Raw genomic sequence first — 22,555 nt, 5'->3', positions numbered from 1 at the left:
TACCGCGCATTACAGTTCCCTTGCGCGGTAACCCGCAGTAACCCTTTCGTCCCTTTGTTTCGTTCTTCGACTCCGCCCTCGCGCGGTAAACTTCGAACCATGACTACCCAGATCCTCATCGTCGACGACGACCAAGAACTCCGAGACCTGCTGCGCGACTACCTCGTGCGCCAGGGGATGGAAGTGTCCGTGCTGCACGACGCGGCGACGCTCGAGAAGCGCCTCGAGCGCGAGCGGCCCGACCTGATCGTGCTGGACCTGATGATGCCGGGCGTCGACGGCCTGACCGCGCTGCGCCAGTTGCGCGCGGCCGGCGACGACATCCCCGTGATCATGCTGACCGCGCGTGCGGACGACGTCGACCGCATCGTCGGGCTCGAGCTCGGCGCGGACGACTACCTCGGCAAGCCGTTCAACCCGCGCGAGCTGCTCGCGCGCGTGCAGGCCGTACTGCGCCGCCGCCGCGCGACGCCGTCGGCCGCGGCGCCCGAACAGCGCGAGCCGTTCGCGTTCGGCCGCTTCGTGCTCGACTTCCAGGCGCGCACGCTGTCGGTCGACGGCAAGCCGGCTACGCTGTCGAGCAGTGAATTCGCGCTGCTGAAGATCTTCGTGAACCATGCGCTGCGCACGCTCACGCGCGAGCGGCTGCTCGAGCTGCTGCACGGGCCCGAGTACGACGGCACCGACCGCGGCATCGACGTCCAGGTGTGGCGCCTGCGCCGCATCCTCGAAACGGATCCGTCGACGCCGCGCTTCATCCAGACGGTTCGCGGGCGCGGCTACGTGTTCGTGCCCGACGGCGAGGCCCATGCGCAAACCCATTGATTCACTGTTCGGGCGGCTGGCGCTGCTCGTCGTCGGCGTCCTGCTCCTGTCGCACTTCGCGTGGTTTTTCGCGATGCGGCTCGAGCGCAACCAGATGCAGACGCGTTATGCGGTCGAGGAGGCCGCGTTCCTCGTCGACGCGGTGCGCCAGCACGTCGCGCGCACGCCCGACCAGCCGCTGCCGTCGCGCGTGCGGCTCGTGTCGCCGGACAGCGCCGACGTGCCGAAGGGCGGCGATGCAGGGCTGCCGCCGCCGCTGAAGCGGTTCCGCGACGACGTGAGCGACCGCATGCCGCCCGGCACGCAGGTCGAGATCGGCACGCCCGGCCATCCGCCCGTGCTGTGGGTGAAGGAGCCGGCCGACCGCAACTGGATCGTGGTGCCCGTGCAGCCGCTGCGGCCGCCGCGCTCGCTCGACCGGATGCTGCTGTGGCTCGGCACGATATTCTCGGCCGGCGTGATCGCCGCGCTGTTCGCGGCCTGGCAGCTGCAGCAGCCGCTGCGCTCGCTCGCGCGCGCGGTCGCGCGCTTCGGTCGCGGCCAGCCGGTGCCGCCGCTGCGTGAGCGCGGCCCGCGCGAGCTGCGCCAGCTCACGCATGGCTTCAACCAGATGGTGGAACAGGTGTCGCAGGCCGAGAGCGACCGCGCGGTGATGCTCGCGGGCGTGGCGCACGACCTGCGCACGCCGCTTGCGCGGATGCGGCTGCGGGCGGAAATGATGGACGACGCCCGGCTGCGTGACGGCGTCGTGCGCGACGTCGATTCGATGTCGCACATCGTCGATCAATTCCTGGTGTTTGCGCACGGCGGGTCCGATCGCAGCGAGCCGGTGCCGGTCGATCAGGCGTGCGAGCGGATCGCGCGCAGCTATCGCGCGGTCGCGCCGAACGCGCCGACGGTCCAGACCCGGCTCGACGCCGATCCGGGCTTCCGGCTGCCGACGGCGACGCTCGACCGGATCCTGTCGAACCTGCTGGACAACGCGCATGCGTACGGTGCGCCGCCCGTGCTCATCGAGACGGCGCGCACGCCGACCGGCTACGTGCTGTCGGTGAGCGACAGCGGCGGCGGGATCGCACCGCGCGACCTCGCGGCGGCCACGCGGCCGTTCGTGCGGCTCGACCCCGCGCGAGGCGGCAACGGCCACAGCGGGCTCGGGCTCGCGATCGTCGAGCGGCTCGTACTCAGGCTGGGCGGGGCGTGCGACATCGGCAACCGCCCCGAAGGCGGCCTGCGCGTCGCGATGACGTTCCCGTTCGAGGTCGTGCCGAAGGACGAACCCCACGCACAAGCCGCATGAGCGGCTGCGGCGCCGGCCCGTCCGGGCTGGCGCCGCGTGCCGTCATTCGCCGAACAGCGTGCCGAGCGTCTCGGCCGCGTTGCTGTCGATGGTGTTGTAGGTCACGGTGGTGGCCTCGAAGATGTAGACGGTCGTGTACCGGCCGAGGCGCTCCAGGATTTCCTCCTGCAGCGATTCAGGCACGACGTTCATGTTCAGGTACCACGCCGTCGACGACAGCCGCGTCTGGAACGACCCGTACTCCTGCATCAGTTCGTAGAACGCGTCGGCATCCTGATCGCGGCAGACGATCACCAAGTTTCCTGCCATTCCCTTTCCTCCCGCTCGTCGATCGATCCCCGGGGCCTGTTGACATCGGGCACGCGCATGCGTTGCCATCGGACCGTCCGCAACAGATCCCGAGGGCCAGCCCTGATCATACCCGCTTAGTCGTATCCGGCTGGTGACGCGCGACATGGTTTGTCGCGTACGTGCGGCTGGCGGGTTCCCGGGCGAGCCGGATCACGGCATAATTCGGGCCTGCATGCCGGCCGAAAGACTGCGGCCGGGGCTGCCGACCCGCGCACCCGCCATCCGCCCACGCGCCAGGCATGATCCGTGCGCCGCCTGCGCCGTTCCCGGACGGGACGGTTGTACCTGAAATACAGGTTGGTGTAGTGTCGTGCCGTCGCGGCCGACTCGTCCGGGGCGCGGCAGCGCGTGCACGCACGGCGCACCGCGCTCGCGCGCGATCGTCAGTCAATCGAATTACCGCACCCGTGCGCTTTGCCATGAATCAACATCGACTGCCGGCTTCGTTCGGCCTTACCGGGGAGGGCGCCTGATGGACGTCGGATTCTTCAATCCGAACCGGACCGCCAACGCGTCCGCGTGGCGCGTCCTGCCGAACCGGTGGGATTTCATCGCGTTTCCGCTGATCATCTGCCTGCTCGCGATGGCGATCGTCGGTTTCCACGAAACGATGGCGCCGATCGGTACCCTGCAGACGCAGAAGATCTCGCTCGACCCGTCGAACCTGCCCGAATACGCGTTGCGCACCACGCTGCGGATGCTCGCCGCGATGGTCGCGTCGCTTGCGTTCACGCTGATCTACGGCACGCTCGCCGCGAAAAGCCGGCGTGCCGGCATGGTGCTGATCCCGATCCTCGACATCCTGCAGTCGGTGCCGGTGCTCGGCTTCATCTCGTTTACGGTCACGTTCTTCCTCGCGCTGTTCCCGAGCCGCGTGCTCGGCGCCGAGCTCGCGGCGATCTTCGCGATCTTCACGAGCCAGGCGTGGAACATGACGTTCAGCTTCTACCAGTCGCTGCGTACGGTGCCGCGCGACCTGGACGAAGTGTCGCGGGGTTTCCACCTGACGTCGTGGCAGCGCTTCTGGAAGCTCGAAGTGCCGTTCTCGATGCCGGGCCTGATCTGGAACATGATGATGTCGATGTCGGGCGGCTGGTTCTTCGTCGTCGCGTCGGAGGCAATCACCGTCGGCAACCAGACCATCACGCTGCCGGGCGTCGGCGCGTATCTCGCGCAGGCGATCTCGGACAAGAATCTCGGTGCGATCGGCTGGGTGATCCTCACGATGACGGTCGTGATCGTCGCGTACGACCAACTGCTGTTCCGCCCGCTGATCGCGTGGGCCGACAAGTTCCGGATGGAGAACACCGCGTCGGGCGATGCGCCGCAATCCTGGCTGCTCGACCTCGTGCGCCGCACGCGCCTGATTCATCAACTGCTCGTGCCGGCCGGCTGGTTCTTCGCGAAGGCCGCGCGGATTCCGCTGCGGCTGCCGCTGTCGGGGGCGATGCGCTTCTCGCTGCCGAAAGTCGAGAAGAAGGCGTCACGCACGGTCGACATCGCGTGGGCGACCCTCGTGCTGCTCGGCACGGCCTATATCGTGTGGCGCGTCATCAGCTTCGTGTCGACCGGCGTGACGATGGCCGAGGTCGGCCACGTGCTGGTGCTGGGGCTCATCACGCTGCTGCGCGTGGTCGTGCTGATCTCCATCGCATCAGTGATCTGGGTGCCGATCGGCGTGTGGGTCGGGCTGCGCCCGAAGCTCGCCGAAAAGCTGCAGCCGCTCGCGCAGTTCCTCGCCGCGTTCCCGGCGAACCTGCTGTTCCCGGTGTTCGTGATCGTGATCGCGCGCTTCCACCTGAACGCCGATATCTGGCTGTCGCCGCTGATCGTGCTCGGCACCCAGTGGTATATCCTGTTCAACGTGATCGCCGGCGCGACGTCCTACCCGAACGACTATCGCGAAGCGGCGACGAACTTCCGCATCCGTGGCTGGCAGTGGTGGCGGCAGGCGATCCTGCCCGGCATCTTCCCGTACTACGTGACCGGTGCGATCACCGCATCGGGCGGCGCGTGGAACGCGAGCATCGTGTCGGAAGCCGTCCAGTGGGGCAATACCAAGATCGAGGCGCACGGCCTCGGTGCCTATATCGCGCAGACCACCGCCGCCGGCGATTTTCCGAAGATCATCCTGGGCATCGCCGTGATGTCCCTGTTCGTTACCCTGTTCAACCGCCTGTTGTGGCGTCCGCTGTATGCCTTCGCCGAAGCGAAGCTGCGGCTCGACTGAGACCGATTGAGAGCGAAACGCGATGCACAATCCGAATGCTGTAAACGCCCCCGTCCAGACGAACCAGCCGCCGCGCCTCGGTGAGGAAATCCTGCGCGTCGATCACGTCTGTCGCGGCTTCAACAAGACGCAGGGCGAACTGCTCGTGCTCGACGATGCGAACCTGGCGCTGCGCGAAGGCGAGATCGTCGGGCTGCTCGGCCGTTCCGGCTCGGGCAAGTCGACGCTGCTGCGCATCATCGCCGGGCTGATCGAGCCGACCGGCGGTGAAGTGACCTATCTCGGCCAGCCGCTGCGCGGGCCGGCCGAAGGCGTCGCGATGGTGTTCCAGACCTTCGCGCTGTTCCCGTGGCTCACCGTGCTGCAGAACGTGGAAGCCGGCCTCGAGGCGCTCGGCGTCGGCGCACGCGAGCGGCGCGAGCGTGCGCTGGCCGCGATCGACCTGATCGGTCTCGACGGCTTCGAGAACGCGTACCCGCGCGAATTGTCGGGCGGCATGCGCCAGCGCGTGGGTTTTGCGCGCGCGCTCGTCGTCGATCCGACGATCCTGCTGATGGACGAACCGTTCTCCGCGCTCGACGTGCTGACGGCCGAGACGCTGCGTACCGACCTGCTCGATCTGTGGACGCAGGGCCGGATGCCGATCAAGTCGGTGCTGATCGTCACGCACAACATCGAGGAAGCGGTGTTCATGTGCGACCGGATCCTCGTGCTGTCGTCGAACCCGGGCCGCGTGATCGCCGAGATCAAGGTGCCGTTCAAGCATCCGCGCAACCGGCTCGACCCGGCGTTCCGCAAGCTCGTCGACGACATCTACGCGAAGATGACGGCCCGCCAGACCGGCGAGGCGACGAAGAAGGGGCTGGAGCTCGGCAGCTGGCTGCCGCAGGTGTCGACCAACCTGATGGCCGGCCTGATCGAGACGCTCGCGATGGCGCCGTACCACGGCCGCGCGGACATGCCGGAAATCGCGCGTACGCTGCATCTGGAAGTCGACGATCTGTTCCCGATCGCCGAAGTGCTGCAGTACCTCGGCTTCGCGGACGTGCGGGAAGGGGACGTGTTCCTGACGCCGCCGGGGCGCGTGTTCGCGGAATTCGGTACGCAGGAGCGCAAGCTGATGTTCGCGGATCACCTGCTGAAGCACGTGCCGCTCGCCGCGCGGATCAAGAAGGTGCTGAACGAGCGCCCGGGCCATCGTGCGCCGCGCGTGCGCTTCGAGCAGGAGCTGGAGGATTTCCTGTCGGACGGCGCCGCCGAGGAGACGCTCGACGCGGTGATCGACTGGGGCCGTTACGGCGAGATCTTCTCGTACAACGACCAGACCGAGATTTTCAGTCTCGAGGACGTCGAGTCGTGATCGACGTGCCGGGCCGTGCGGCCCGGCATGCGTGTGCGCCGCGCATCATGCGCGGCGTGTCGCGCGGTTACTGCAGGTTCCCCCACCGGTCGACCGCCGGTTCCGCCGACGCCCACTTCCAGTGCGCGCCTTGCTGGCAGGCATTCGCGAAATACCAGTCGGCCTTGTCGCCATCCTTCACCGAGAACGCGAATTCCTTGCAGATCGCGAGCGCCGATGCGTACGCACGCGTGACGCGCACTTCGCCTTCGCCGTTTTCGAGCGGCAGCGTGTTCTTCACCTTCCACGGCTTCACTTCGCCGACGGCCAGGCTGCCGGCCGTCTTCGCGATCGCGTCCTGCTGGTTCTGATGGAGCTGCTTCATCGTGCGGTTGACGGCTTCGTCGGTCGCGGCCTGCACGGCAATCCCGACGCCGACGCCGACCGCCGGGTTCGCGGTGACGAGGCCCGTCGCCGCGCCGGCGAGGGCGCCGCTCGCCGCGCCGACCGATCCGCAGCCCGACAGCGTGGCCATCGCCGCGCACAGCGCGCCGATGGCCGCGATACGGAGTGCGACGCTCATTGCAGCGCGCCCCAGCGTTCGGTCGCCGGTTCGGCCGATGCCCATTTCCACACGGGGCCGTCGCGGCAGATCGTGGCGACGTAGAAGGCCGATTGCGCGGCTTTGTCGGGTTTCGCGGGCGTATCGACCGCGAACACGATTTCCTTGCAGTCGAGCGGACCGATGCTGATCATCCGGCTGACCGTCACACGCCCCTGCTCGTCGTCCTCGATCGGGAACGAGTGGTGCGTCGACCACGGCGCAACGCCGCCCACATCGAGCGGGCCCGCAGCCTTCGCGATCTGTTCCTGGGTGTAACGGTGTGCGACCCGCTGCGAGTACTGGACGCCCGCCCGCGCACCGGCGACGGCGCCGAGGCCGATGCCCGTCGCGACGGCGGCGTTGTTGGTGACCTTGGAGGCGATCGCGGCGCCCGCGATACCGGCGCCGGCTGTCGCGCCCTCGCTGTACAGCGAGTTGCAGCCGGACAGCAGTGCGGCCGTGGCGAACGCGGCCAGCACGACGCGCGCCGGCATGGCCCGGCGCGTCGATTCGAAACGAATGTTCATCCCTGAGTGCAAGTCCTGTCTGGGTGAGCGGCGTCGCATGCACGCCGTCATGCCGCGTCATTGTTTCGCAATTGTCATAGGAAAACTGCAAAGCTTTGACAAATCGCCGGACGGCAGGCCGCGCGCGTGCGCGCGTGGCCATTGTCGAACAGATGAATCGAGAGGGGTCGAAACGTTACAAATTGAAGGCAATTGTTACCTTGGCATGCAGGGAAGCGACCTAGACTTTTGAGTTATGGAATGTTTCTACGACGGCCTCGGGCCGCGACCCACATGAGACACCCAGCCATGCGCCGTTCGAAACGGCTTTCGCCCCGGCCGCCCGAAGCCGGGACCGGCCATCCGGAGACGGACCGCCCGCGTCCGCCGACCGACGCGCCGCCGGCACCGCCCGCCGGCGCGCCCGGCGAGACGCCGGCCGACGGCGATCACAACCAGGGTGGCGCGCGCCCGGAAGGGCTCGACTATCAGCGGGATCTCGGCCAGGAGCAGGACGCCTGATGCCGTTGCCGCCGTATTCCGCCGCTGTCATTCACACCTGCATTGCTCACATCTGAATCGCCGCACGGCCGCCTTCGGGCCGCCGTGTCCGCCTTGGCGCGCGCCGCGCGCCAGCCAATCGAATCGAGGAGGGGAAGCCGCATGAGCAGATTGATCGTGGTATCGAACCGTGTCGCCGCCGGTGAGGACACGCGCCCGAGCGCGGGTGGCCTGGCGGTCGGCGTGATGGACGCGCTGAAGGAAACGGGCGGCGTCTGGTTCGGCTGGAACGGCGAGATCGTCGACGCACCCGACACCGCGCCCGCGATCCAGCGGGACGGCAACGTCACCTACGCGACGGTCGGGCTGACCCGGCGCGACTACGACCAGTACTACCGCGGTTTCTCGAATGCGACGCTGTGGCCGGTGTTCCATTACCGCGGCGATCTCGCGCGCTTCGACCGCCAGGAGTACGCGGGCTATCTGCGTGTGAACGCGATGCTCGCGAAGCAGCTCGCCGCATTGCTGCGCCCCGACGACCTGATCTGGGTGCACGACTATCACCTGTTGCCGTTCGCGCATTACCTGCGCGAACTCGGCGTGAAGAACCCGATCGGCTTCTTCCTGCACATTCCGTTTCCGTCGCCCGACATGCTGCGTCTCGTGCCGCCGCACGAGGAGCTCGTGAAATTCATGTGCGCGTACGACGTCGCGGGCTTCCAGACCGAATCAGACAAGCAGGCGTTTACCGACTACATCGAGCGGCGCGGGATCGGCGCGGCGAGCGACGACGGGATGCTGCACGCGCATGGCCGCGTCGTGAAGGTCGCCGCCTATCCGATCGGCGTGCATCCCGACGCGATCGCGCAGGCGGCCGTCCAGTACGGCACGCGCAAGCCGGTGAAGAGGCTGCGCGAGGCGCTCGACGGGCGCAAGCTGGTGATGAGCGTCGACCGCCTCGATTATTCGAAGGGGCTCGTCGAGCGCTTCCAGTCGTTCGAGCGGATGCTCGCGAACGCGCCGGGCTGGCAGGGGCGCGTGTCGCTCCTGCAGATCGCGCCGCCGACGCGTTCCGACGTGAAGACCTATCAGGACATCCGTGAAACGCTCGAGGGTGAGGCCGGCCGCATCAACGGCCGCTTCTCGCAGCTCGACTGGACGCCGATCCAGTACCTGAACCGCAAGTACGAGCGCAACCTGCTGATGGCGTTCTTCCGGATGTCGCAGGTGGGCTACGTGACGCCGCTGCGCGACGGGATGAATCTCGTCGCGAAGGAGTACGTTGCGTCGCAGGATCCGGCCGATCCCGGCGTGCTCGTGCTGTCGGAGTTCGCGGGCGCGGCAGCCGAGCTGACCGGCGCGCTCCTCGTCAATCCGTACGACCTGTCGCAGATGGCCGAGGCGCTCGAGCGCGCGCTGTCGATGCCGCTCGCGGAGCGGCAGGCGCGTCACGAGGAGAACCTCGCGCGGCTGCGCGCGAACGACCTGTCGGTCTGGCGCGATACGTTCGTTGCCGACTTGCGCAGTGTCGCGGCGGCCGCGTCGGTCACGCGGCGCGCGGGCCGGCGCGTTGCGCATGCGTGAGGTCGTGCACGTGCCCGGCGTCGCCGACGATGCGAGCGAAGAAGCCGCACGCCGCTTCTTTATCGTCACCGGTGGCCCGGGCTCGGGCAAGAGCACGTTGCTCGACGCGCTCGAGCACGCCGGTTTCGCGCGCTCGCAGGAAGCCGGTCGCGGCGTGATCCGCGACCAGATGGCGATCGACGGTCACGCGTTGCCATGGCGTGACCCGGCGGCGTTCGCCGAGCTGATGCTGAGCTGGGAGATGCGCTCGTACGATCTCGCGCGCCACGCGCGCGGGCCCGTGTTCTTCGATCGAGGCGTGCCGGACGTGGTCGGCTATCTACGGCTGACAGGGCTCGCGGTGCCCGCGCATGCGGAAGCCGCGGCCCGCCGTTTCCGCTACCACCGGCGCGTGTTCATCGCGCCGCCGTGGCCGGACATCTATGCGCAGGACACCGAACGCAGGCAGGACTTCGCGGAAGCCGTGCGCACCTACGACGCGATGGTCGATTGCTACACGTCATATGGCTACCGGCTGATCGAATTGCCGCGTGAGAGCGTGAAGACGCGCGTGCGCTTCGTGCTGGACGCGCTCGACGTGGCATGACGCTCGGCCGCGCATGCGGTGCGCGGTGGCGTCAGGTCGCCGTGTCCGGCCGTGGCGACGTGATGCGCAGCATGCTGACGACCGCGGCCACCGCCGCGAATGCCGCGGCGACATAGAGCGCAATCGTCGGCCCGCGATCCGGCGCGAGCCCGAAAATCAATGCGACGAGCGCGGCGCCGAGCGTCTGCCCGGTCAGCCGCGCGGTGCTCAGCATGCCGCCCGCGCCGCCGCTGCGTTCGCGCGGCGCCGACGACAGCATCGCGCGGTTGTTCGGCGACTGGAACAACCCGAAGCCCGCACCGCACAGCGCCATCCGCCACACGATGTCGACGGTGCCCGGGTGCGCGCCGATCGTCGCGAGCGACAGCAGCCCGGCCGCGAACAGCGCGAGCCCGATTCCGCCGAGGATGCCGGCCGAATAGCGATCCGACAGCACGCCCGCGAGCGGCGCGGCGAACATGATCACGAGCGGCCACGGCGTCATGTACAGGCCCGTCTCGACCTGCGAGAAGCCGAGCGAATTCTGCAGCCAGAACGGCAGCGCGACGAACGCGAGCATCTGCGACGTGAACGACGCCGTCGACGTATAGACCGACAGCGCGAACATCGGGATGCGCATCAGGTCGACCGGCAGCAGCGGCGCCGGCTGCGACAGCTGGCGCTTCACGAAGAAGTAGCCGACGACGAATGCAACGGCCAGCTCGGCCGCGACGTACGCATGGCCTTCGCCGTGGCCGAGCCCGTCCACGGCCGTGATCAGCAGCCCGAACACGCACGCGTTCATCAGCGCGCTCGCGAAATCGTACGGCGCGTCGTGCAGCGGGTTGGCCGGCAGCGCGCGCAGGCTGCCGAATACCGCGGCAATGCCGATCGGCACGTTGACCGCGAACAGCCACGGCCACGAGGCGAACGACAGGATCGCGGACGCGACCGTCGGCCCGATCGCCGACGACAGCGCCACCACCATCGCATTGATCGACAGCCCGCGCCCGAGCATCGACGACGGGTAGATCATCCGCACGAGCGCGGCGTTGACGCTCATGATGCCGGCCGCGCCGAAGCCCTGGATCACGCGCATCACGGCCAGCATCGGCAGCGAGCCGGCGAGCGCGCAGCCGAGCGACGCCGCGGTGAACAGCGCGAGCCCCGCGATGTAGATGCGGCGGTAGCCGACGCGCTCGCCGAGCGAAGCAAGCGGCAGCAGCGTGATCGTGACCGCGAGCTGGTACGCGTTGACGATCCAGATCGAGGCGGCGTCGGATGCGTGCAGGTCGCGCGCGATCGTCGGCAGCGCGACGTTCGCGATGGCGCCGTCGAGCACGGCGAGCGTGATGCCCAGTGCGACGCAGACGATCGCCCAGTAGCGTTGCGGAAGGGGCAGGCCGGTATCGGCGTTCATGGCGGGAGCAGAGGCGTGGTTGTCCGCGCGCCCGGTTGCCGGTTGCGTGCGCAACCATGTGCAAGGGTGGAGGCGGCGATGAGCGGCCCGGCCGGCGCAACTGCACCGGAGCGGGGCCGGTCGAGTGTATCACCGGGCCGCATGGCGCGACGCCGGCGCTCAGCCTTCGAAGTCGAGGCCGCCGAGCCGCACGAGCGGGTCGGCCTGCGTGCGCGACAGGAGATCGATGTCGCGCGCGCTCTGCCATGCCCCCAGCTTTTTTGGCAGCGCGGCGAGGTAGTGCTCGAAGCGTTGCGGGCCGTCCGACTCCATCAACCGCTCGATTTCGTCGGTGTCCCAGGTCAGTTCGAGGTTCAGCGGATGGTCGAAGCCGCTGACGTGCTCGTGCGGCGCGCTGCGGATCTGCACGCGCGTCGGGTGCCCGTGTCCGCCATACGGGACGACGTCGGTCAGCACGTGTTCGGCGAAGAAGGCGGCGATTGCCTGTGCGATGCGCGGGGCGAATTCCGTATCGAAACGGCGGGCGGTTTCGGGCTGCATGACGGCGTCTCCTGTATGTCGAAAATCGTAGCACGGCCACGGCGCATTTCGACGGACGTGATACCGGTAATCGCGCGTTACCACTTGCTGCATCTATTACGGCCGCGAGCCGCCACAATGCATCGCATCCAGTACCACTTCGCGTGGGAGTCCATCATGAAAAAAATTGCCGCAGTGTGTGTCCTCGCCGGTTCGCTTGCCGTGGCAGGCCCGGCGTCCGCGCATGGCCGCGACGGTGGCGCCGTCATCGGCGCGTTGATCGGCGGCGCGGTGCTCGGCGCGATCGTGACGTCCGCGATGAATCCGCCCGTCGCGTATCAGGCGCCCGCGTACCAGGCACCGGCCTATCAGCCGCCGACGTACTACCAGGCGCCCGCGTACCAGCAGTCTGCGTATCCGACCTACCAGCAGGCGCAGTACCAGGACGACGGCCCCAGCTATTGCTACGACCGCTACCAGCGCGCGTATGTGTGCGGCGCGCCCGTGTCGGGCGGCTACGCGCGGCCGGCAGGCTGGTAAGCGGGGCGGCCGCGCGACGTGTGATCGGTCGGCGCCGGACGGCCGGCACCGCCGACGTTCACTTCGCCGCAGTGGACGACAAAAGGCCCTCGCTTGATGCGAGGGCCGTCGTCTTTTGCGCGGCCGTCCGTTCGTCTGCGTGACGGGTCGGCCGTCGGCGGGCCGTGCTCGGATACAAACGGTTGCAAATATGCGTCAGTGGCGATGGCCGCCGCCACCGTCGCCATCGTTCCAGTCGCCGCGGCGCCCGTCGCCGTGCCCCCAGCCGTTGCCGCGGTTGCCGCGATCGCCACGGTTGCCGCGATCGCCGTCCCAGCGATGGTAATCGCGCCGGCCGCGATCCCAGTCGCGTCCGCCGCCACCGCCGCCCCAGATATTGACCGTGCCGTACACGGGCGACGGCGCGTACCCGTAGCCGGGATCGGAATAGTAGGGCTGCCCGTACCCGTATCCGGCGTCCGGGGCGACGACGCAGCCGGCCAGCAGGGTCGCGACGCCGGCGGCAGCAATGAGCTTCAGCATGATGTTCTCCGTTGATTCGCTATAAGTACCGCGCAAGGGAATTGCCAGCTGTTTGCAATTGTGTCTTCAAATTACATGCCGTAAGGTCCTGCGGCGACAGTGTTAGCATCCGGGGCTCATTTGTTTTTCAGGAGCACATCGATGAAATTCGCGATCCGGGCCGCACTGGCCGCCTTCTGCGTGACGACAGCCGCCGCCTGCGTGGCGGGGCCCGCTTCGGCGCCCGCCGTGACGGCCGAGTCGATCAAGATGTTTCCGCAGGCAGCGGCCGGCCAGCAGCGCGTCGTGATCGCGCTGCCCGCGCTCGAGAGCGAAGGCGATGCGCGCGTCGAGCTGATGATCGGCAAGACGCTGCAGACCGACTGCAACCAGCAGTGGTTCGGCGGCGAGCTGACCGCCGAGGACGTGAAGGGCTGGGGCTATACGTACTACCGGCTCACCGACGTGAAGGGGCCGGCATCGACGCTGATGGCATGCCCGGGGCAGGCGCCGCAGCAACGATTCGTGCAGGTGCGTGGTGACGGCCAGCTGCTGCGCTACAACAGCCGCCTGCCGCTCGTCGTCTATGTGCCGGACGGCTTCGAGGTGCGCTATCGCGTGTGGCATGCGTCGAAGGACGTGCAGCACGCGGCGAAGCAGTAACGCCACGGCGCGGCCGCGCGTGGCGGCGGCGTCCTGGCGCTACGCGCCGCCCGTACCGACGAGCGCTGGCCACGCGGCCAGCGCGGCTTGCGCGACGGCCTCCAGATCGCGACGGCTTGCACCGTCGCGCGCCTGGATCGACATCCCCTGCTGGACCGTCACGTAGTACCGCGCGATTGCGTCGAGGTTCGCGTGTGCCGCGATCTCGCCGGTCGCGACGCCTTGCCTGAGGCGCTCGCGCAGGTTCTCGACCGTGCGCTCGCGCATCGCGATCAGCGTTTGCCGGACCGTATCGGAACGCTCGGCCGGATGCAGTGCCGACAGCACGATCAGGCAGCCCGCCGGCTTCGACCGACGCGTGAACACGCGTGCGGTATCCATCAGGTAGTTCCGTACGGCGTCGTGCGCGCTGCCGGCCTGTTCGACGCCCGCCCAGATTTCCCGCCCCTCCGTTGCGCCGTAGTGATCGAGCGCTTGCCGGAACAACGCTTCCTTGCTGCCGAACGCCGCATACAGGCTCGGCGACGCGATGCCCATCGCGGCCGTCAGGTCGGCCATCGACGCGCCTTCGTAGCCGAGGCGCCAGAACACCTCCATCGCGCGATCCAGCGCCGCTTCCTTGTCGAAGCTTCTCGGTCGGCCCCGTTCAGCCATTGTGTCCGTCCCTTCGTCGATTTCTGTGTCGATCGATAAATTAAATCAATTGACTGTGTCGCGCAACTTGCCACATTCTGTGTCGGTCGTTACATAAATGAGGAAAGGAACAGACATGAATCGACTTCAGGGCAAGCGTGCACTCATCACGGGCGGCAGCCGCGGCATCGGTGCGGCAATTGCGAAACGGCTGGCGGCCGAGGGCGCGGACGTCGCGATTACCTACGAGAAATCGGCGGAGCGGGCGCAGGCCGTCGTCGCCGGCATCGAGGCGCTGGGCCGCCGCGCCGTCGCGATCCAGGCGGACAGCGCCGATCCGGTGGCCGTGCGCGACGCGGTCGATCGTGCGGCGGAGGCGTTCGGCGGTCTCGACATTCTCGTCAACAACGCGGGGATTTTCCGGGCCGGTGCGCTGGACGACCTCACGCTCGACGATATCGACGCGACGTTGAACGTGAACGTGCGCGCGGTGATCGTCGCGTCGCAGGCGGCGGCGCGGCATCTCGGCGAGGGTGGGCGCATCGTGTCGACCGGCAGTTGCCTCGCCACGCGCGTGCCCGATGCGGGGATGAGCCTCTATGCGGCGAGCAAGGCCGCGCTGATCGGCTGGACGCAGGGGCTTGCGCGCGATCTCGGCCCGCGCGGCGTCACGGTCAATATCGTGCATCCGGGGTCGACGGATACCGACATGAACCCGGCCGACGGCGAACATGCCGGTGCGCAGCGTTCGCGGATGGCGATCCCGCAGTACGGCAAGGCCGACGACGTGGCGGCGCTTGTCGCGTTCGTCGTCGGGCCGGAAGGGCGGTCGATCAACGGGACCGGGTTGACGATCGATGGCGGTGCGAACGCGTGAGTGCGTGAATGCCGACGCCCGGCGTGAGTTTTCGACCGGGCGGTGTTGCGTTCGTTATCGGCAGCCGAGCCGGTGATGCTCGGTTTCGAGATCGGCGCGCTTGTCGTAAGCGCGCAGTTCGTTGCGTGGCTTGCCGTCGGGACCCATCCCGCGCACGACCTTCTGGCCGCGGTCGGGGGCGTGCGTGACGGCGTCGATGCCGGCGGCCAGTTCACGGCAGCGTGAGTCGGGCGAGGGGTTTTCCGCGTGCGGTGCTGCCGCGTTCGTGATGTTGGCGACGCCGGGGCTGACATAGCGCGGCTTCGCGGGTGCGGTAAGGGTGTCGGCGGCGTTTGCCGTGCCGGTCATCGCTGAAAGCGCGGCGAGTGCCGCGATCGCTCGAATCATTGCGTGAGTCCGGGTGCTGAAGAAGGTTCGGAATTCTACGCAATATGCGGCGCAGGGCCGTGGCGATCGGGCGAGATGCGATCGTGTGTCGCAGGGAGGCCGGCGGCTGAATGCTCGTCGATCCGTATGTGATGCTGGCAGGCTTTGAGCACGCAGCAGTGCACGCGGAAAGCAAGAAGCCCGCTTGCTTTCGCAGAGCGGGCTTCGGTATTGGTTGCGGGGGTAGGATTTGAACCTACGACCTTCGGGTTATGAGCCCGACGAGCTGCCAGACTGCTCCACCCCGCGGCGCGAAGTGTACTAGGGCTGATGTGGAGAGTCAATCGATTGGTGAATTACGTCGAATGGAATCGGCGGCCCACCTTCTCTGCGCGCGACGATCCGGCGTGCAGGTTGCCTGCCGATGCTTCCCGATCTGCTTCGACGTCAGACGCTTTTCGTCGGCGTCGTTGCGGTACTTGGTCGTGGGGAAAGTGGATGAGGCCATGAGGATGGCTGGTCCCCCGACAGAATTCATATCGCTATGCTGCGTGTGCTGTTCCGCCGACGTAGTTCAGAAGATACCAACAGAAATACCAACAGGCGTATCGGCGTAGGCTTGATCGGTCGAAGGTCGGTGCTGTACGCAACGTTGCTGTGTCGCCGGAAGCAAAAATATTTGGAGATTTGGAGATAGACGGTTGTATCGGCCTGTAAGCCTTGTCTGGTAAGGATGTGGTTATCTCCAAGTCTATCTCCAAAGTACACATTTTCTTGGAGAGAATGTTGGAGATAGGTTGCCGAGCGTTGGTGGTTGTCACCGCCGGGGTATGAGCTGCTCGCCATCTGGTGCCCTGCGCGCGAAGAATATCCCCGCCCCGCCGCCCCGTCCGGCGCGGCTTGCATGTATTGTCGGAGACTCGCACGGGGTAAAATTTCGTTGCACGGCACTCATCAGAAGGGACCTGCCAACCGAGATGATTCAAGTCACACGCAGAGAATTTGAAAAGGGGTGGGCACGCGCAAGAGCGGTCTACATGTCGATTGCTCATGGCGCCCAGACTAACAACGCTCATAGGCTGCTTCTTTTTTATGCTGTTGAGAACGGCCTGAAGGCGCTGATTATGCGGATGGAGCGAACACGGGACGGCGAGGCCGACTTCAGTAGTGAACTACACAATCTGAATCGATTGCTCGATCGAGCAGGGGCCGGTGCCAAGCTTCGCCTCGCCAGTAACGTGCTCATTCGAGATCACGTTGCGAACGTGGCGAGGAACTGTAGCGTTGGGGACATAAATCAAATGTGGCGCTACGGCTGCGTCGCGGACAGGCCAAGTGACGCCGATATCGAGGCCGGACTGAACTCGGTGGCGCAGTGGATAGATGAGCAGCTCGCGGCCCAATAGGAATAGACATGCAGAATAGCGATAGAAGCGATCTTCTCACGTGGTTCGACGTCGAGCGTCGGATCGCTCAATGCACCAAGGGCTTGACGGACTTGCCTGCGCCGATTTTGAGCGTGTCCGTTTATTCCGATTCTGTTGAGTTGGCAGTTGCTCAGGGAGCGGACAGGCAGCAGGTCGTTGCGGCGGTGAGAAATTGGTTCACTGAAGCAGAGTTCGACGACAGCGGTGCTGTTTGCCGAATTCTGCTTCGCATTGGGGCTGATTCGGCACTGCCGGTGAATTGGTCAGAAGAGGCTGGGGCTTGGAAGAAGGCACCCCAGCTTGTCCCGCTGTGGCGACGGCTAGTCTATATGGGCGATAACGATAAGGCCGCATTCCATGCGCCTTCAGCGTTCAAATCTGGCCCGACAATGATCGCGTTCCATTCGTTCAAAGGTGGTGTCGGCCGGACTACTAGTCTCATTGCGTTTATAGCTGCTCGGATCGCACAAGTGTCCGCGAAACAAGCGCGTGGACGCATCTTGATCATCGACGCCGATACCGAGGCTCCGGGCGTGACGTACTGGCTCAGTCGGGCGCAGAGGGGGAGTGTTTCTTATGTGCGACTTCTAGAGGCGCTGCATTCTCCGCCTACTAACGTTGAGGATGTCCTCCAGTACTTTGCCAAGGAAATTCAGAAGAACGCTATAGACGTCGACGGTACACAAGTATTCGTGCTTCCCGCGTTTGTCGATCAGACAGACCTTCTCAATGCGAAGGTGTCGCCTGAGCATCTTGTTCGTGCACCTAGTGATGCATGGGCACTTGGCGACCACCTTTACCGGCTGGCTACCTTGCTTGGCGCTGAGCAAGCTTTTGTCGATTTGCGTGCTGGCCTAAGCGAGCTAGCGAGTCCGATACTGTTTGACCCGAGGTTTCATCGGTTTGTTGTCACGACGATGGCCGAGCAGTCCATGCGCGGAGCTGAGCTACTTCTTCAGACGCTACGTCAGGTATGGAATTCACTGACGAGTAGTGAAGGTGCGCGGCATCCGTACATTGTCTTGTCGATGTTGACCGATGCGCTCAAAACTAGCACGGAATACGTTGATGTTCGCGAACGACTGGAGCGTGCATATGGTGCAATCGACCAGACAGATGCGGACACAGTAGATGCTCCAGAAGCCGACGAATTACTTCAGTCGTTTCTGACTTTCTTCGAAAGCAACTTTGCGACCGACTTGATGGTCTTTAGCAACTTCGATCAGGCGTTGACGGCGGTTAAGCGATCTTCGCTGATTGAAAGCGCATCGTCTTGGTTCTCGACAACTGAGCAACCGACCACCGTTTCGGCTGGGCCGACTACGATCGATCAGCTTGACGCTCAGGCGAAAAAGCTTGCCGAAACTTGTGAGGCGAAGGAGTTTGCCGAGAATCAAGAGCCGAGCGATCTCCTCATTACGGAAGCGTTGCGGAATCTTGGCCGCTCGTTCATCGAAGACTTGCCGAACGCTGTCTTGTTGGGAGCTAAAGGCAGCGGGAAGACGTTCAGTTTCCTTCAAATATCGTCCGCAAAGACATGGCCCGATTTTCTTAAGAAGATCGGCGTCGAGTCCAACGCGACAAAAGAGGTGCTTGTACTTCCGCTTCTTCGGTCGAATGAGCTTGGCAACGACAATTCCAATCTCGTAAATCGGAATTTTGAAGAGGTTCAGTCGACCGTGACCGGCAAGCTTAGTGTTGCTCCTCCGGTGATGACGTTGAGCCAGATTCAAGATCGCGTAGAGAAGCAGCGTATGGCTGCTTCTACACAATTGTCGGATTGGGTGTCGTTCTGGACATCAATCATGGCCAAGGCAGTTGGGTCGGATGCGGTAAGCCTTTCGGAGCTGAACCAACACGTGCTGGCGACGGGGCTGAACGTCGTCTACTTGTTCGACGGCATCGAAGACGTATTGAGAAACGTGCTTACGGAGGAAATCGAGAGGGTTGCGGTCGAAGCAATCATTGAGCTTCCAAATCGAATTCGTGAACTGCGGGAGCCAGCGATTGGTGTTCTTGCGTTTGTGCGTGAAGACTACGCGAAAGCAGTGAAAACGCAGAACTTTGGGCAATTCCAGTCGCGCTATGGAAAATTTAGGCTTGATTGGTCTCCGCGCGAGTTTTTACAGCTGGTCTTATGGCTCTGCGCCGACGCTGAAATTGAATGGGCAAGCAAGCAAGAGGTCGACTCGCTAGAGACGGAAAAGATAGTCGAGCGACTTGAAAGGCTATGGGGTAAGAAGCTCGGTCGCGATGATGCTGCTGAAGCGTACTCCGCACGGTGGGTGTATGCGGCGCTTAGCGATCTACGCGGTCGCCTTCAGGCGCGCGATGCTGTTCGATTTCTTGGTAGCGCAGCTCGTCAAGCAGGCGCGAAGAGACTTGCTGCCTGGAGCGACCGGGTATTGCCGCCAAGCGCAATTCGAGGGGCTTTACTTCCGACGAGCCAGAAGAAGGTCGAGGAGGCCATTAAGGAGTATCCCCCCCTCAAAGAATGGGTCGACAGGCTCGCCGACATTGACTCATCGAAAAAGAAGATTCCGTTTGTCGCTGAGGATCTCGGTCTTGATGGTCGCTTGCGGCAGAACTTACAAGAGATCGGCGTCATCTATGAAGACATTGAGAAGAGCGCCGCGGATCGACTTTATGTGCCTGAAATTTACCGTCACGGGCTGAGTCTCGGTTCCGGAGCAGGTGCGCGTCCTCGTGTTCAAGCACTACTGCAACGGGCGCTGGGATCGTTGCCGTTCTAACGATGTGAACCGCGAGATCGAGGTGCAATGGAGCCTTTCGTTGCACCTTGTCTGGCCTCTTGGTTCGAGCAACGTCGAACATCACATTCCAGCGCGGACGCGCATAATCGTTTGGCGACTTGTGTTGAATTGCTTTGCCAGACTCGCGATAGGAGTACCCTCACTCAGTAGCCGCCGCACGTCCTCTTGTTGTGACTTCGTTAGCGCGGGCGGCCGACCCATTGGCTTTCCCTCCCCCTTCGCTCGCGCGATGCCGGCGTGAGTTCGCTCGATCAGTAGATCGCGTTCAAATTCTGCCACTGCGTTTAGGACCTGCATTGTCATTCGACCGGCAGCGCTCGTAAGGTCAACACCGCCAAGCGCGAGGCAATGAATACGAATACCGCGATCGGCCAGATTTTCAACTGTTGCACGCACGTCCATTGCGTTTCGGCCGAGGCGATCAAGCTTAGTGACAATCAATACATCGCCTTCTTCCATTCTGAGCAGCAGTTGTGCAAATCCCGGCCGTTGGTTCGCGCTGACGCTACCGGAAATGCTTTCCGTAACGACTCGACGCTTGTCCACGGCAAAGCCAGCTGCCTCGATCTCACGAAGTTGGTTGGCCACCGTTTGGTCGGCTGTGCTGACGCGAGCGTATGCGAAAGTCCGGGACATGTTGCGCTCTTATGTGTTCGAAAAGGGTGTCCGAATAATACACCATGTACGAAAGCTGGATTGGCTTATTTTCGGACAGGGTTGAGTGCATATGTCCGAAAGGGAACGGTTTCGGACGTGTGCGTCGGCCAAGCAGCTGACAATCATTCAGGCGGATGCCGGGGCAGGTCGACAGGTGCCACAGGTCGAGTGATAACGATCGACTGCGGTTCAACCCGTTGCCGCGATTCGGTTGCTGTTCGTAGGATGGGCGATATTAAAGACCGACAGCCATTCGCTACCACAAGGCAAGGCATAATCGGTAACGTTAGCTAATCTCTCTCCATCAGGACGGCACCGATGCTACCGACGAAAGAAGAATTGAAAAAGCGAATCGCTGATCACGTCAACAACTACCCCGATCTAGAGAGCATGGTCGCCGCTGGTCGGCTAACTTACAAATCAGGCTGGTATGAAGCCGCCGACCCGGCCGCATATGAGGCGGTAAGTCGATATATAACGGCTTTGCGGTCGAGAAAAAATGGAAAGGTGCAGTTCAAGCTGGCGCGGAAAAGCAAGGCACTACAGGCTCTGGTTGGGAAGACGCAAGCGGAATGAGCACACGCTATGGTATCTCGTCAGTAGAGTATCTGAAGCGGGCTGAGCTTCGCCTGAAGGAGCGGGACCCCGCATCTTTGTTTTACGCTGCCTTTGAGCTCCGCTGTGGCATCGAGGCCCGTATGGAAGAATACCTCGGTGCTTGGGATCACATAGGCAAAAAACAGAAGACCGGCTGGCAGATTACCCAGCTTGGTCGTAACGTCGAACAGGCGTTTCGCCTAGGCAACAAGGTCGTACGGTGGGCAATCCACAGCGATGCCTCGCCGACGCTGTTCATCGTTTTTTACCATACGCCTGTATCAAAATCACTTCAGAAGTGCGGGGAGAAGCTTGGCAACTACATGCACTCGATGAAGAAATTTCGTGCCCCGGACGACGTGTGGTGGGAAGGCTTTCGGGCTGACCTTCGGAATACTGCGGACCAGTTGCGTATTGCGAATACCGGGACGCTGCTCGGACCTCCTCTACAGAAGAATGGGTCGAGGTTGGTCGATATGAGGCTTCAGCTTCCGCCAGATAGTACTCTGGCTGAGACGCTCAAATCGCTAATGAACAGGCCGTTTCATATCCACGTCGAGTACTTAGATAAGCTGCCGGAGCCGTTGGAACCGCAGGCTGTAGCATGGACAGACTTTGGTTGAGACATGAGGCGTAACAACATCCTCCCGACAGCCAGCCGATTCGCGTACAGCCTGCGCATAGCTCGTGAACCGTTCACGTAGCAGGTCGTGAGAAAATGCAGCCAGTCGAGCCTAGGGCGGCCACCTGAAAACCGGACACCTTCACCGGCTGGCTCGGCGTTCTTCGTGAAGGTCCACGCGAAGGGTGGACATGAGAAAGTCGCGCAACCTCGGGCACGAGGAAATAGATCCCGACGAGGAACCGGTATCTAGGGAAGAGCTGGCCGCGTTTGTCGACAGCGGTGCGTCCGCCAAAATCAATCAAGTCTCCGACCATTATCCCCGTCTCGATCCAGCCGATAGAGATAGCCCTGCGGTACGGGCTGCCGCTATTCAGCTAGTCAATGCGGAGTATGAGCGGTGGGAGCGCGAGCATTTCCAGATGGAACGCCTCGATTTGCGTCGGGCGCGACGCCTTGCCCTGGGCGATTCATTGCCGTATCCGCTGGAACAGAATGCGGGGCGCGTTGCGCGTCTAAGCGCCGGGAAGTACGAGCGGGCGGAATGGATGTACGCCCTGTATTTGCGCGGAGTCGCGGAGGCTAAGCTGCGAGCACGCGACGGCGGCGATCTTTCTCCTCTGTCGAAGCCGGATAGAGCCGTCTATGCACAGATTCGAAAGCTATGGCCCGATATGGAGCGTGCGATTGAATTTGCAGTTTCCGCTGATGTCAGCAGCACTCAACGTGAGCGGCGGATCTACGCCTTTGCCTATTGCGGCATCACCCATGCTTTTACCGCTGCGCTTGAGCTTCATCAGCGGCGGCGATTGACCACCGCTACGGCGACTCTGGAAGCAGAAGTGGCGCGCCGCGAGAAGCGGAAGCGAGACGGATCTGTTGGTCGGGATGCCAATGTCGCAAAGGGCGCGGCAACGCGTGCACTGGTGAAGGCGGAAGTTGCACGCTATCGAAATCGTGGCGTCCGGATCGGAATCGACGAGCGAAAAGCAATCGCGAAAAAGCTGGATATTTCAGAGCGCCACGTGCGCCGTTTGGTCGAACAACTTGCCGACGACGATTCAGCTACGGACATTTCAGCGTGAAATTGCAGGACATTCCTGCAATCGGGACATTCCACTTTAAAAGGTGTTGATCGCGCAGCGATAGTTGCT

The 22,555-nt window shown here is 64.1% G+C and carries 24 protein-coding genes and 1 tRNA gene; 15 read left to right on the top strand and 10 right to left on the bottom strand.

Annotation, left to right across the window (positions count from 1 at the left end):
- Window positions 1-99 precede the first annotated feature (99 nt).
- Both CFB50_RS13340 and CFB50_RS13335 read left to right on the top strand, forming a co-directional pair.
- Window positions 100-825, top strand: a complete 726-nt coding sequence (locus CFB50_RS13340) for a response regulator (protein WP_009693256.1) — start codon at window positions 100-102, stop codon at window positions 823-825.
- The gene (locus tag CFB50_RS13335; protein WP_089446192.1) at window positions 809-2,125 is read left to right on the top strand and encodes an ATP-binding protein; all 1,317 of its coding nucleotides are present in this window, start codon (window positions 809-811) and stop codon (window positions 2,123-2,125) included. The genes CFB50_RS13340 and CFB50_RS13335 overlap by 17 nt, the downstream gene beginning before the upstream one ends.
- 42 nt (window positions 2,126-2,167) lie before the next feature.
- Here the strand turns inward: CFB50_RS13335 and CFB50_RS13330 are convergent, their stop codons facing one another.
- Window positions 2,168-2,434, bottom strand: coding sequence for a double-stranded DNA-specific endonuclease (locus CFB50_RS13330; protein ID WP_011545926.1), 267 nt, complete (start codon window positions 2,432-2,434; stop codon window positions 2,168-2,170).
- A 514-nt stretch (window positions 2,435-2,948) separates the two neighbouring features.
- On the opposite strand from CFB50_RS13330, the gene CFB50_RS13325 reads away from it, so the two are divergent.
- Together CFB50_RS13325 and CFB50_RS13320 are read left to right on the top strand one after the other, a co-directional pair.
- Complete coding sequence (locus tag CFB50_RS13325; RefSeq protein ID WP_069248578.1) at window positions 2,949-4,706, top strand: ABC transporter permease; 1,758 nt, start codon at window positions 2,949-2,951, stop codon at window positions 4,704-4,706.
- A 22-nt stretch (window positions 4,707-4,728) separates the two neighbouring features.
- Complete coding sequence (locus CFB50_RS13320; protein WP_089446191.1) at window positions 4,729-6,066, top strand: ABC transporter ATP-binding protein; 1,338 nt, start codon at window positions 4,729-4,731, stop codon at window positions 6,064-6,066.
- A gap of 67 nt (window positions 6,067-6,133) precedes the next feature.
- Here the strand turns inward: CFB50_RS13320 and CFB50_RS13315 are convergent, their stop codons facing one another.
- Together CFB50_RS13315 and CFB50_RS13310 are read right to left on the bottom strand one after the other, a co-directional pair.
- The gene (locus tag CFB50_RS13315) at window positions 6,134-6,628 is read right to left on the bottom strand and encodes a hypothetical protein (RefSeq protein WP_069248577.1); all 495 of its coding nucleotides are present in this window, start codon (window positions 6,626-6,628) and stop codon (window positions 6,134-6,136) included.
- On the bottom strand, window positions 6,625-7,176 hold the full coding sequence (locus CFB50_RS13310) for a hypothetical protein (protein WP_089446190.1): 552 nt from the start codon (window positions 7,174-7,176) through the stop codon (window positions 6,625-6,627). The genes CFB50_RS13315 and CFB50_RS13310 overlap by 4 nt, the downstream gene beginning before the upstream one ends.
- A gap of 288 nt (window positions 7,177-7,464) precedes the next feature.
- Here CFB50_RS13310 and CFB50_RS13305 point away from each other — a divergent pair, with 288 nt between their 5' ends.
- The 3 genes from CFB50_RS13305 (at window position 7,465) to CFB50_RS13295 (ending at window position 9,826) form a co-directional block, all read left to right on the top strand.
- Window positions 7,465-7,677 carry a hypothetical protein gene (locus tag CFB50_RS13305; protein WP_069248575.1) on the top strand — a complete coding sequence of 71 codons (213 nt, stop codon included), beginning with the start codon at window positions 7,465-7,467 and terminating at the stop codon, window positions 7,675-7,677.
- A 141-nt stretch (window positions 7,678-7,818) separates the two neighbouring features.
- Complete coding sequence (gene otsA / locus CFB50_RS13300) at window positions 7,819-9,240, top strand: alpha,alpha-trehalose-phosphate synthase (UDP-forming) (protein ID WP_089446189.1); 1,422 nt, start codon at window positions 7,819-7,821, stop codon at window positions 9,238-9,240.
- On the top strand, window positions 9,233-9,826 hold the full coding sequence (locus CFB50_RS13295; protein WP_089446683.1) for an AAA family ATPase: 594 nt from the start codon (window positions 9,233-9,235) through the stop codon (window positions 9,824-9,826). The genes otsA and CFB50_RS13295 overlap by 8 nt, the downstream gene beginning before the upstream one ends.
- 31 nt (window positions 9,827-9,857) lie before the next feature.
- On the opposite strand, the gene CFB50_RS13290 is transcribed toward CFB50_RS13295, so the two are convergent.
- Both CFB50_RS13290 and CFB50_RS13285 read right to left on the bottom strand, forming a co-directional pair.
- A complete protein-coding gene (locus CFB50_RS13290; RefSeq protein ID WP_089446188.1) occupies window positions 9,858-11,225 on the bottom strand; it encodes an MFS transporter in 1,368 nt (455 codons plus the stop codon).
- A 159-nt stretch (window positions 11,226-11,384) separates the two neighbouring features.
- Window positions 11,385-11,765 carry a DUF5594 family protein gene (locus tag CFB50_RS13285; RefSeq protein ID WP_089446187.1) on the bottom strand — a complete coding sequence of 127 codons (381 nt, stop codon included), beginning with the start codon at window positions 11,763-11,765 and terminating at the stop codon, window positions 11,385-11,387.
- A 117-nt stretch (window positions 11,766-11,882) separates the two neighbouring features.
- On the opposite strand from CFB50_RS13285, the gene CFB50_RS13280 reads away from it, so the two are divergent.
- On the top strand, window positions 11,883-12,284 hold the full coding sequence (locus tag CFB50_RS13280) for a hypothetical protein (RefSeq protein WP_089446186.1): 402 nt from the start codon (window positions 11,883-11,885) through the stop codon (window positions 12,282-12,284).
- A 195-nt stretch (window positions 12,285-12,479) separates the two neighbouring features.
- Here CFB50_RS13280 and CFB50_RS13275 read toward each other — a convergent pair whose 3' ends face one another.
- The gene (locus CFB50_RS13275) at window positions 12,480-12,806 is read right to left on the bottom strand and encodes a hypothetical protein (RefSeq protein WP_089446185.1); all 327 of its coding nucleotides are present in this window, start codon (window positions 12,804-12,806) and stop codon (window positions 12,480-12,482) included.
- Between the two features lie 141 nt (window positions 12,807-12,947).
- Between CFB50_RS13275 and eco the strand changes: the two genes are divergently transcribed.
- Window positions 12,948-13,448 (top strand): serine protease inhibitor ecotin, encoded by a 501-nt coding sequence (gene eco, locus CFB50_RS13270; protein WP_069248570.1) that lies wholly within the window; start codon window positions 12,948-12,950, stop codon window positions 13,446-13,448.
- A 39-nt stretch (window positions 13,449-13,487) separates the two neighbouring features.
- Here the strand turns inward: eco and CFB50_RS13265 are convergent, their stop codons facing one another.
- Window positions 13,488-14,102 (bottom strand): TetR/AcrR family transcriptional regulator, encoded by a 615-nt coding sequence (locus CFB50_RS13265; RefSeq protein ID WP_089446184.1) that lies wholly within the window; start codon window positions 14,100-14,102, stop codon window positions 13,488-13,490.
- Window positions 14,103-14,217: 115 nt separating this feature from the next.
- Between CFB50_RS13265 and CFB50_RS13260 the strand changes: the two genes are divergently transcribed.
- A complete protein-coding gene (locus CFB50_RS13260; RefSeq protein WP_089431554.1) occupies window positions 14,218-14,958 on the top strand; it encodes an SDR family NAD(P)-dependent oxidoreductase in 741 nt (246 codons plus the stop codon).
- 54 nt (window positions 14,959-15,012) lie between these two features.
- On the opposite strand, the gene CFB50_RS13255 is transcribed toward CFB50_RS13260, so the two are convergent.
- Both CFB50_RS13255 and CFB50_RS13250 read right to left on the bottom strand, forming a co-directional pair.
- A complete protein-coding gene (locus CFB50_RS13255; RefSeq protein WP_089446183.1) occupies window positions 15,013-15,345 on the bottom strand; it encodes a hypothetical protein in 333 nt (110 codons plus the stop codon).
- 211 nt (window positions 15,346-15,556) lie between these two features.
- Window positions 15,557-15,633: transfer RNA gene (locus CFB50_RS13250), tRNA-Met, on the bottom strand.
- Between the two features lie 728 nt (window positions 15,634-16,361).
- Here CFB50_RS13250 and CFB50_RS13245 point away from each other — a divergent pair.
- Both CFB50_RS13245 and CFB50_RS13240 read left to right on the top strand, forming a co-directional pair.
- Window positions 16,362-16,730: a hypothetical protein gene (locus CFB50_RS13245; RefSeq protein WP_089446182.1), complete on the top strand. Its 369-nt coding sequence runs from the start codon at window positions 16,362-16,364 to the stop codon at window positions 16,728-16,730.
- An 8-nt stretch (window positions 16,731-16,738) separates the two neighbouring features.
- Entirely contained in the window at window positions 16,739-19,504 is a 2,766-nt protein-coding gene (locus CFB50_RS13240; RefSeq protein ID WP_089446181.1) for a ParA family protein, read from the top strand.
- Between the two features lie 81 nt (window positions 19,505-19,585).
- Here CFB50_RS13240 and CFB50_RS13235 read toward each other — a convergent pair whose 3' ends face one another.
- Window positions 19,586-20,161 (bottom strand): recombinase family protein, encoded by a 576-nt coding sequence (locus CFB50_RS13235; protein WP_089446180.1) that lies wholly within the window; start codon window positions 20,159-20,161, stop codon window positions 19,586-19,588.
- A gap of 339 nt (window positions 20,162-20,500) precedes the next feature.
- Between CFB50_RS13235 and CFB50_RS13230 the strand changes: the two genes are divergently transcribed.
- From CFB50_RS13230 to CFB50_RS13220, 3 genes are all read left to right on the top strand, one after another.
- Window positions 20,501-20,758, top strand: a complete 258-nt coding sequence (locus tag CFB50_RS13230) for a hypothetical protein (RefSeq protein ID WP_089446179.1) — start codon at window positions 20,501-20,503, stop codon at window positions 20,756-20,758.
- Window positions 20,755-21,402, top strand: a complete 648-nt coding sequence (locus CFB50_RS13225; RefSeq protein WP_089446178.1) for a hypothetical protein — start codon at window positions 20,755-20,757, stop codon at window positions 21,400-21,402. The genes CFB50_RS13230 and CFB50_RS13225 overlap by 4 nt, the downstream gene beginning before the upstream one ends.
- A 190-nt stretch (window positions 21,403-21,592) precedes the next feature.
- A complete protein-coding gene (locus tag CFB50_RS13220) occupies window positions 21,593-22,486 on the top strand; it encodes a hypothetical protein (protein WP_089446177.1) in 894 nt (297 codons plus the stop codon).
- The last annotated feature ends 69 nt before the right edge of the window (window positions 22,487-22,555 follow it).

Source organism: Burkholderia sp. AU33423, from assembly GCF_002223135.1.
GTDB lineage: Bacteria > Pseudomonadota > Gammaproteobacteria > Burkholderiales > Burkholderiaceae > Burkholderia > Burkholderia lata_D.
The sequence above is the reverse complement of the archived record's forward strand: the minus strand, read 5'-3'. Positions and strand labels throughout refer to the sequence as shown.

Coding starts and splice junctions, on each gene's coding strand:
- CFB50_RS13340 (WP_009693256.1), top strand. CDS start 100: ATGACTACCCAGATCCTCATCGTCGACGACGACCAAGAACTCCGAGAC.
- CFB50_RS13335 (WP_089446192.1), top strand. CDS start 809: ATGCGCAAACCCATTGATTCACTGTTCGGGCGGCTGGCGCTGCTCGTC.
- CFB50_RS13330 (WP_011545926.1), bottom strand. CDS start 2,434: ATGGCAGGAAACTTGGTGATCGTCTGCCGCGATCAGGATGCCGACGCG.
- CFB50_RS13325 (WP_069248578.1), top strand. CDS start 2,949: ATGGACGTCGGATTCTTCAATCCGAACCGGACCGCCAACGCGTCCGCG.
- CFB50_RS13320 (WP_089446191.1), top strand. CDS start 4,729: ATGCACAATCCGAATGCTGTAAACGCCCCCGTCCAGACGAACCAGCCG.
- CFB50_RS13315 (WP_069248577.1), bottom strand. CDS start 6,628: ATGAGCGTCGCACTCCGTATCGCGGCCATCGGCGCGCTGTGCGCGGCG.
- CFB50_RS13310 (WP_089446190.1), bottom strand. CDS start 7,176: ATGAACATTCGTTTCGAATCGACGCGCCGGGCCATGCCGGCGCGCGTC.
- CFB50_RS13305 (WP_069248575.1), top strand. CDS start 7,465: ATGCGCCGTTCGAAACGGCTTTCGCCCCGGCCGCCCGAAGCCGGGACC.
- otsA (WP_089446189.1), top strand. CDS start 7,819: ATGAGCAGATTGATCGTGGTATCGAACCGTGTCGCCGCCGGTGAGGAC.
- CFB50_RS13295 (WP_089446683.1), top strand. CDS start 9,233: ATGCGTGAGGTCGTGCACGTGCCCGGCGTCGCCGACGATGCGAGCGAA.
- CFB50_RS13290 (WP_089446188.1), bottom strand. CDS start 11,225: ATGAACGCCGATACCGGCCTGCCCCTTCCGCAACGCTACTGGGCGATC.
- CFB50_RS13285 (WP_089446187.1), bottom strand. CDS start 11,765: ATGCAGCCCGAAACCGCCCGCCGTTTCGATACGGAATTCGCCCCGCGC.
- CFB50_RS13280 (WP_089446186.1), top strand. CDS start 11,883: ATGCATCGCATCCAGTACCACTTCGCGTGGGAGTCCATCATGAAAAAA.
- CFB50_RS13275 (WP_089446185.1), bottom strand. CDS start 12,806: ATGCTGAAGCTCATTGCTGCCGCCGGCGTCGCGACCCTGCTGGCCGGC.
- eco (WP_069248570.1), top strand. CDS start 12,948: ATGAAATTCGCGATCCGGGCCGCACTGGCCGCCTTCTGCGTGACGACA.
- CFB50_RS13265 (WP_089446184.1), bottom strand. CDS start 14,102: ATGGCTGAACGGGGCCGACCGAGAAGCTTCGACAAGGAAGCGGCGCTG.
- CFB50_RS13260 (WP_089431554.1), top strand. CDS start 14,218: ATGAATCGACTTCAGGGCAAGCGTGCACTCATCACGGGCGGCAGCCGC.
- CFB50_RS13255 (WP_089446183.1), bottom strand. CDS start 15,345: ATGATTCGAGCGATCGCGGCACTCGCCGCGCTTTCAGCGATGACCGGC.
- CFB50_RS13245 (WP_089446182.1), top strand. CDS start 16,362: ATGTCGATTGCTCATGGCGCCCAGACTAACAACGCTCATAGGCTGCTT.
- CFB50_RS13240 (WP_089446181.1), top strand. CDS start 16,739: ATGCAGAATAGCGATAGAAGCGATCTTCTCACGTGGTTCGACGTCGAG.
- CFB50_RS13235 (WP_089446180.1), bottom strand. CDS start 20,161: ATGTCCCGGACTTTCGCATACGCTCGCGTCAGCACAGCCGACCAAACG.
- CFB50_RS13230 (WP_089446179.1), top strand. CDS start 20,501: ATGCTACCGACGAAAGAAGAATTGAAAAAGCGAATCGCTGATCACGTC.
- CFB50_RS13225 (WP_089446178.1), top strand. CDS start 20,755: ATGAGCACACGCTATGGTATCTCGTCAGTAGAGTATCTGAAGCGGGCT.
- CFB50_RS13220 (WP_089446177.1), top strand. CDS start 21,593: ATGAGAAAGTCGCGCAACCTCGGGCACGAGGAAATAGATCCCGACGAG.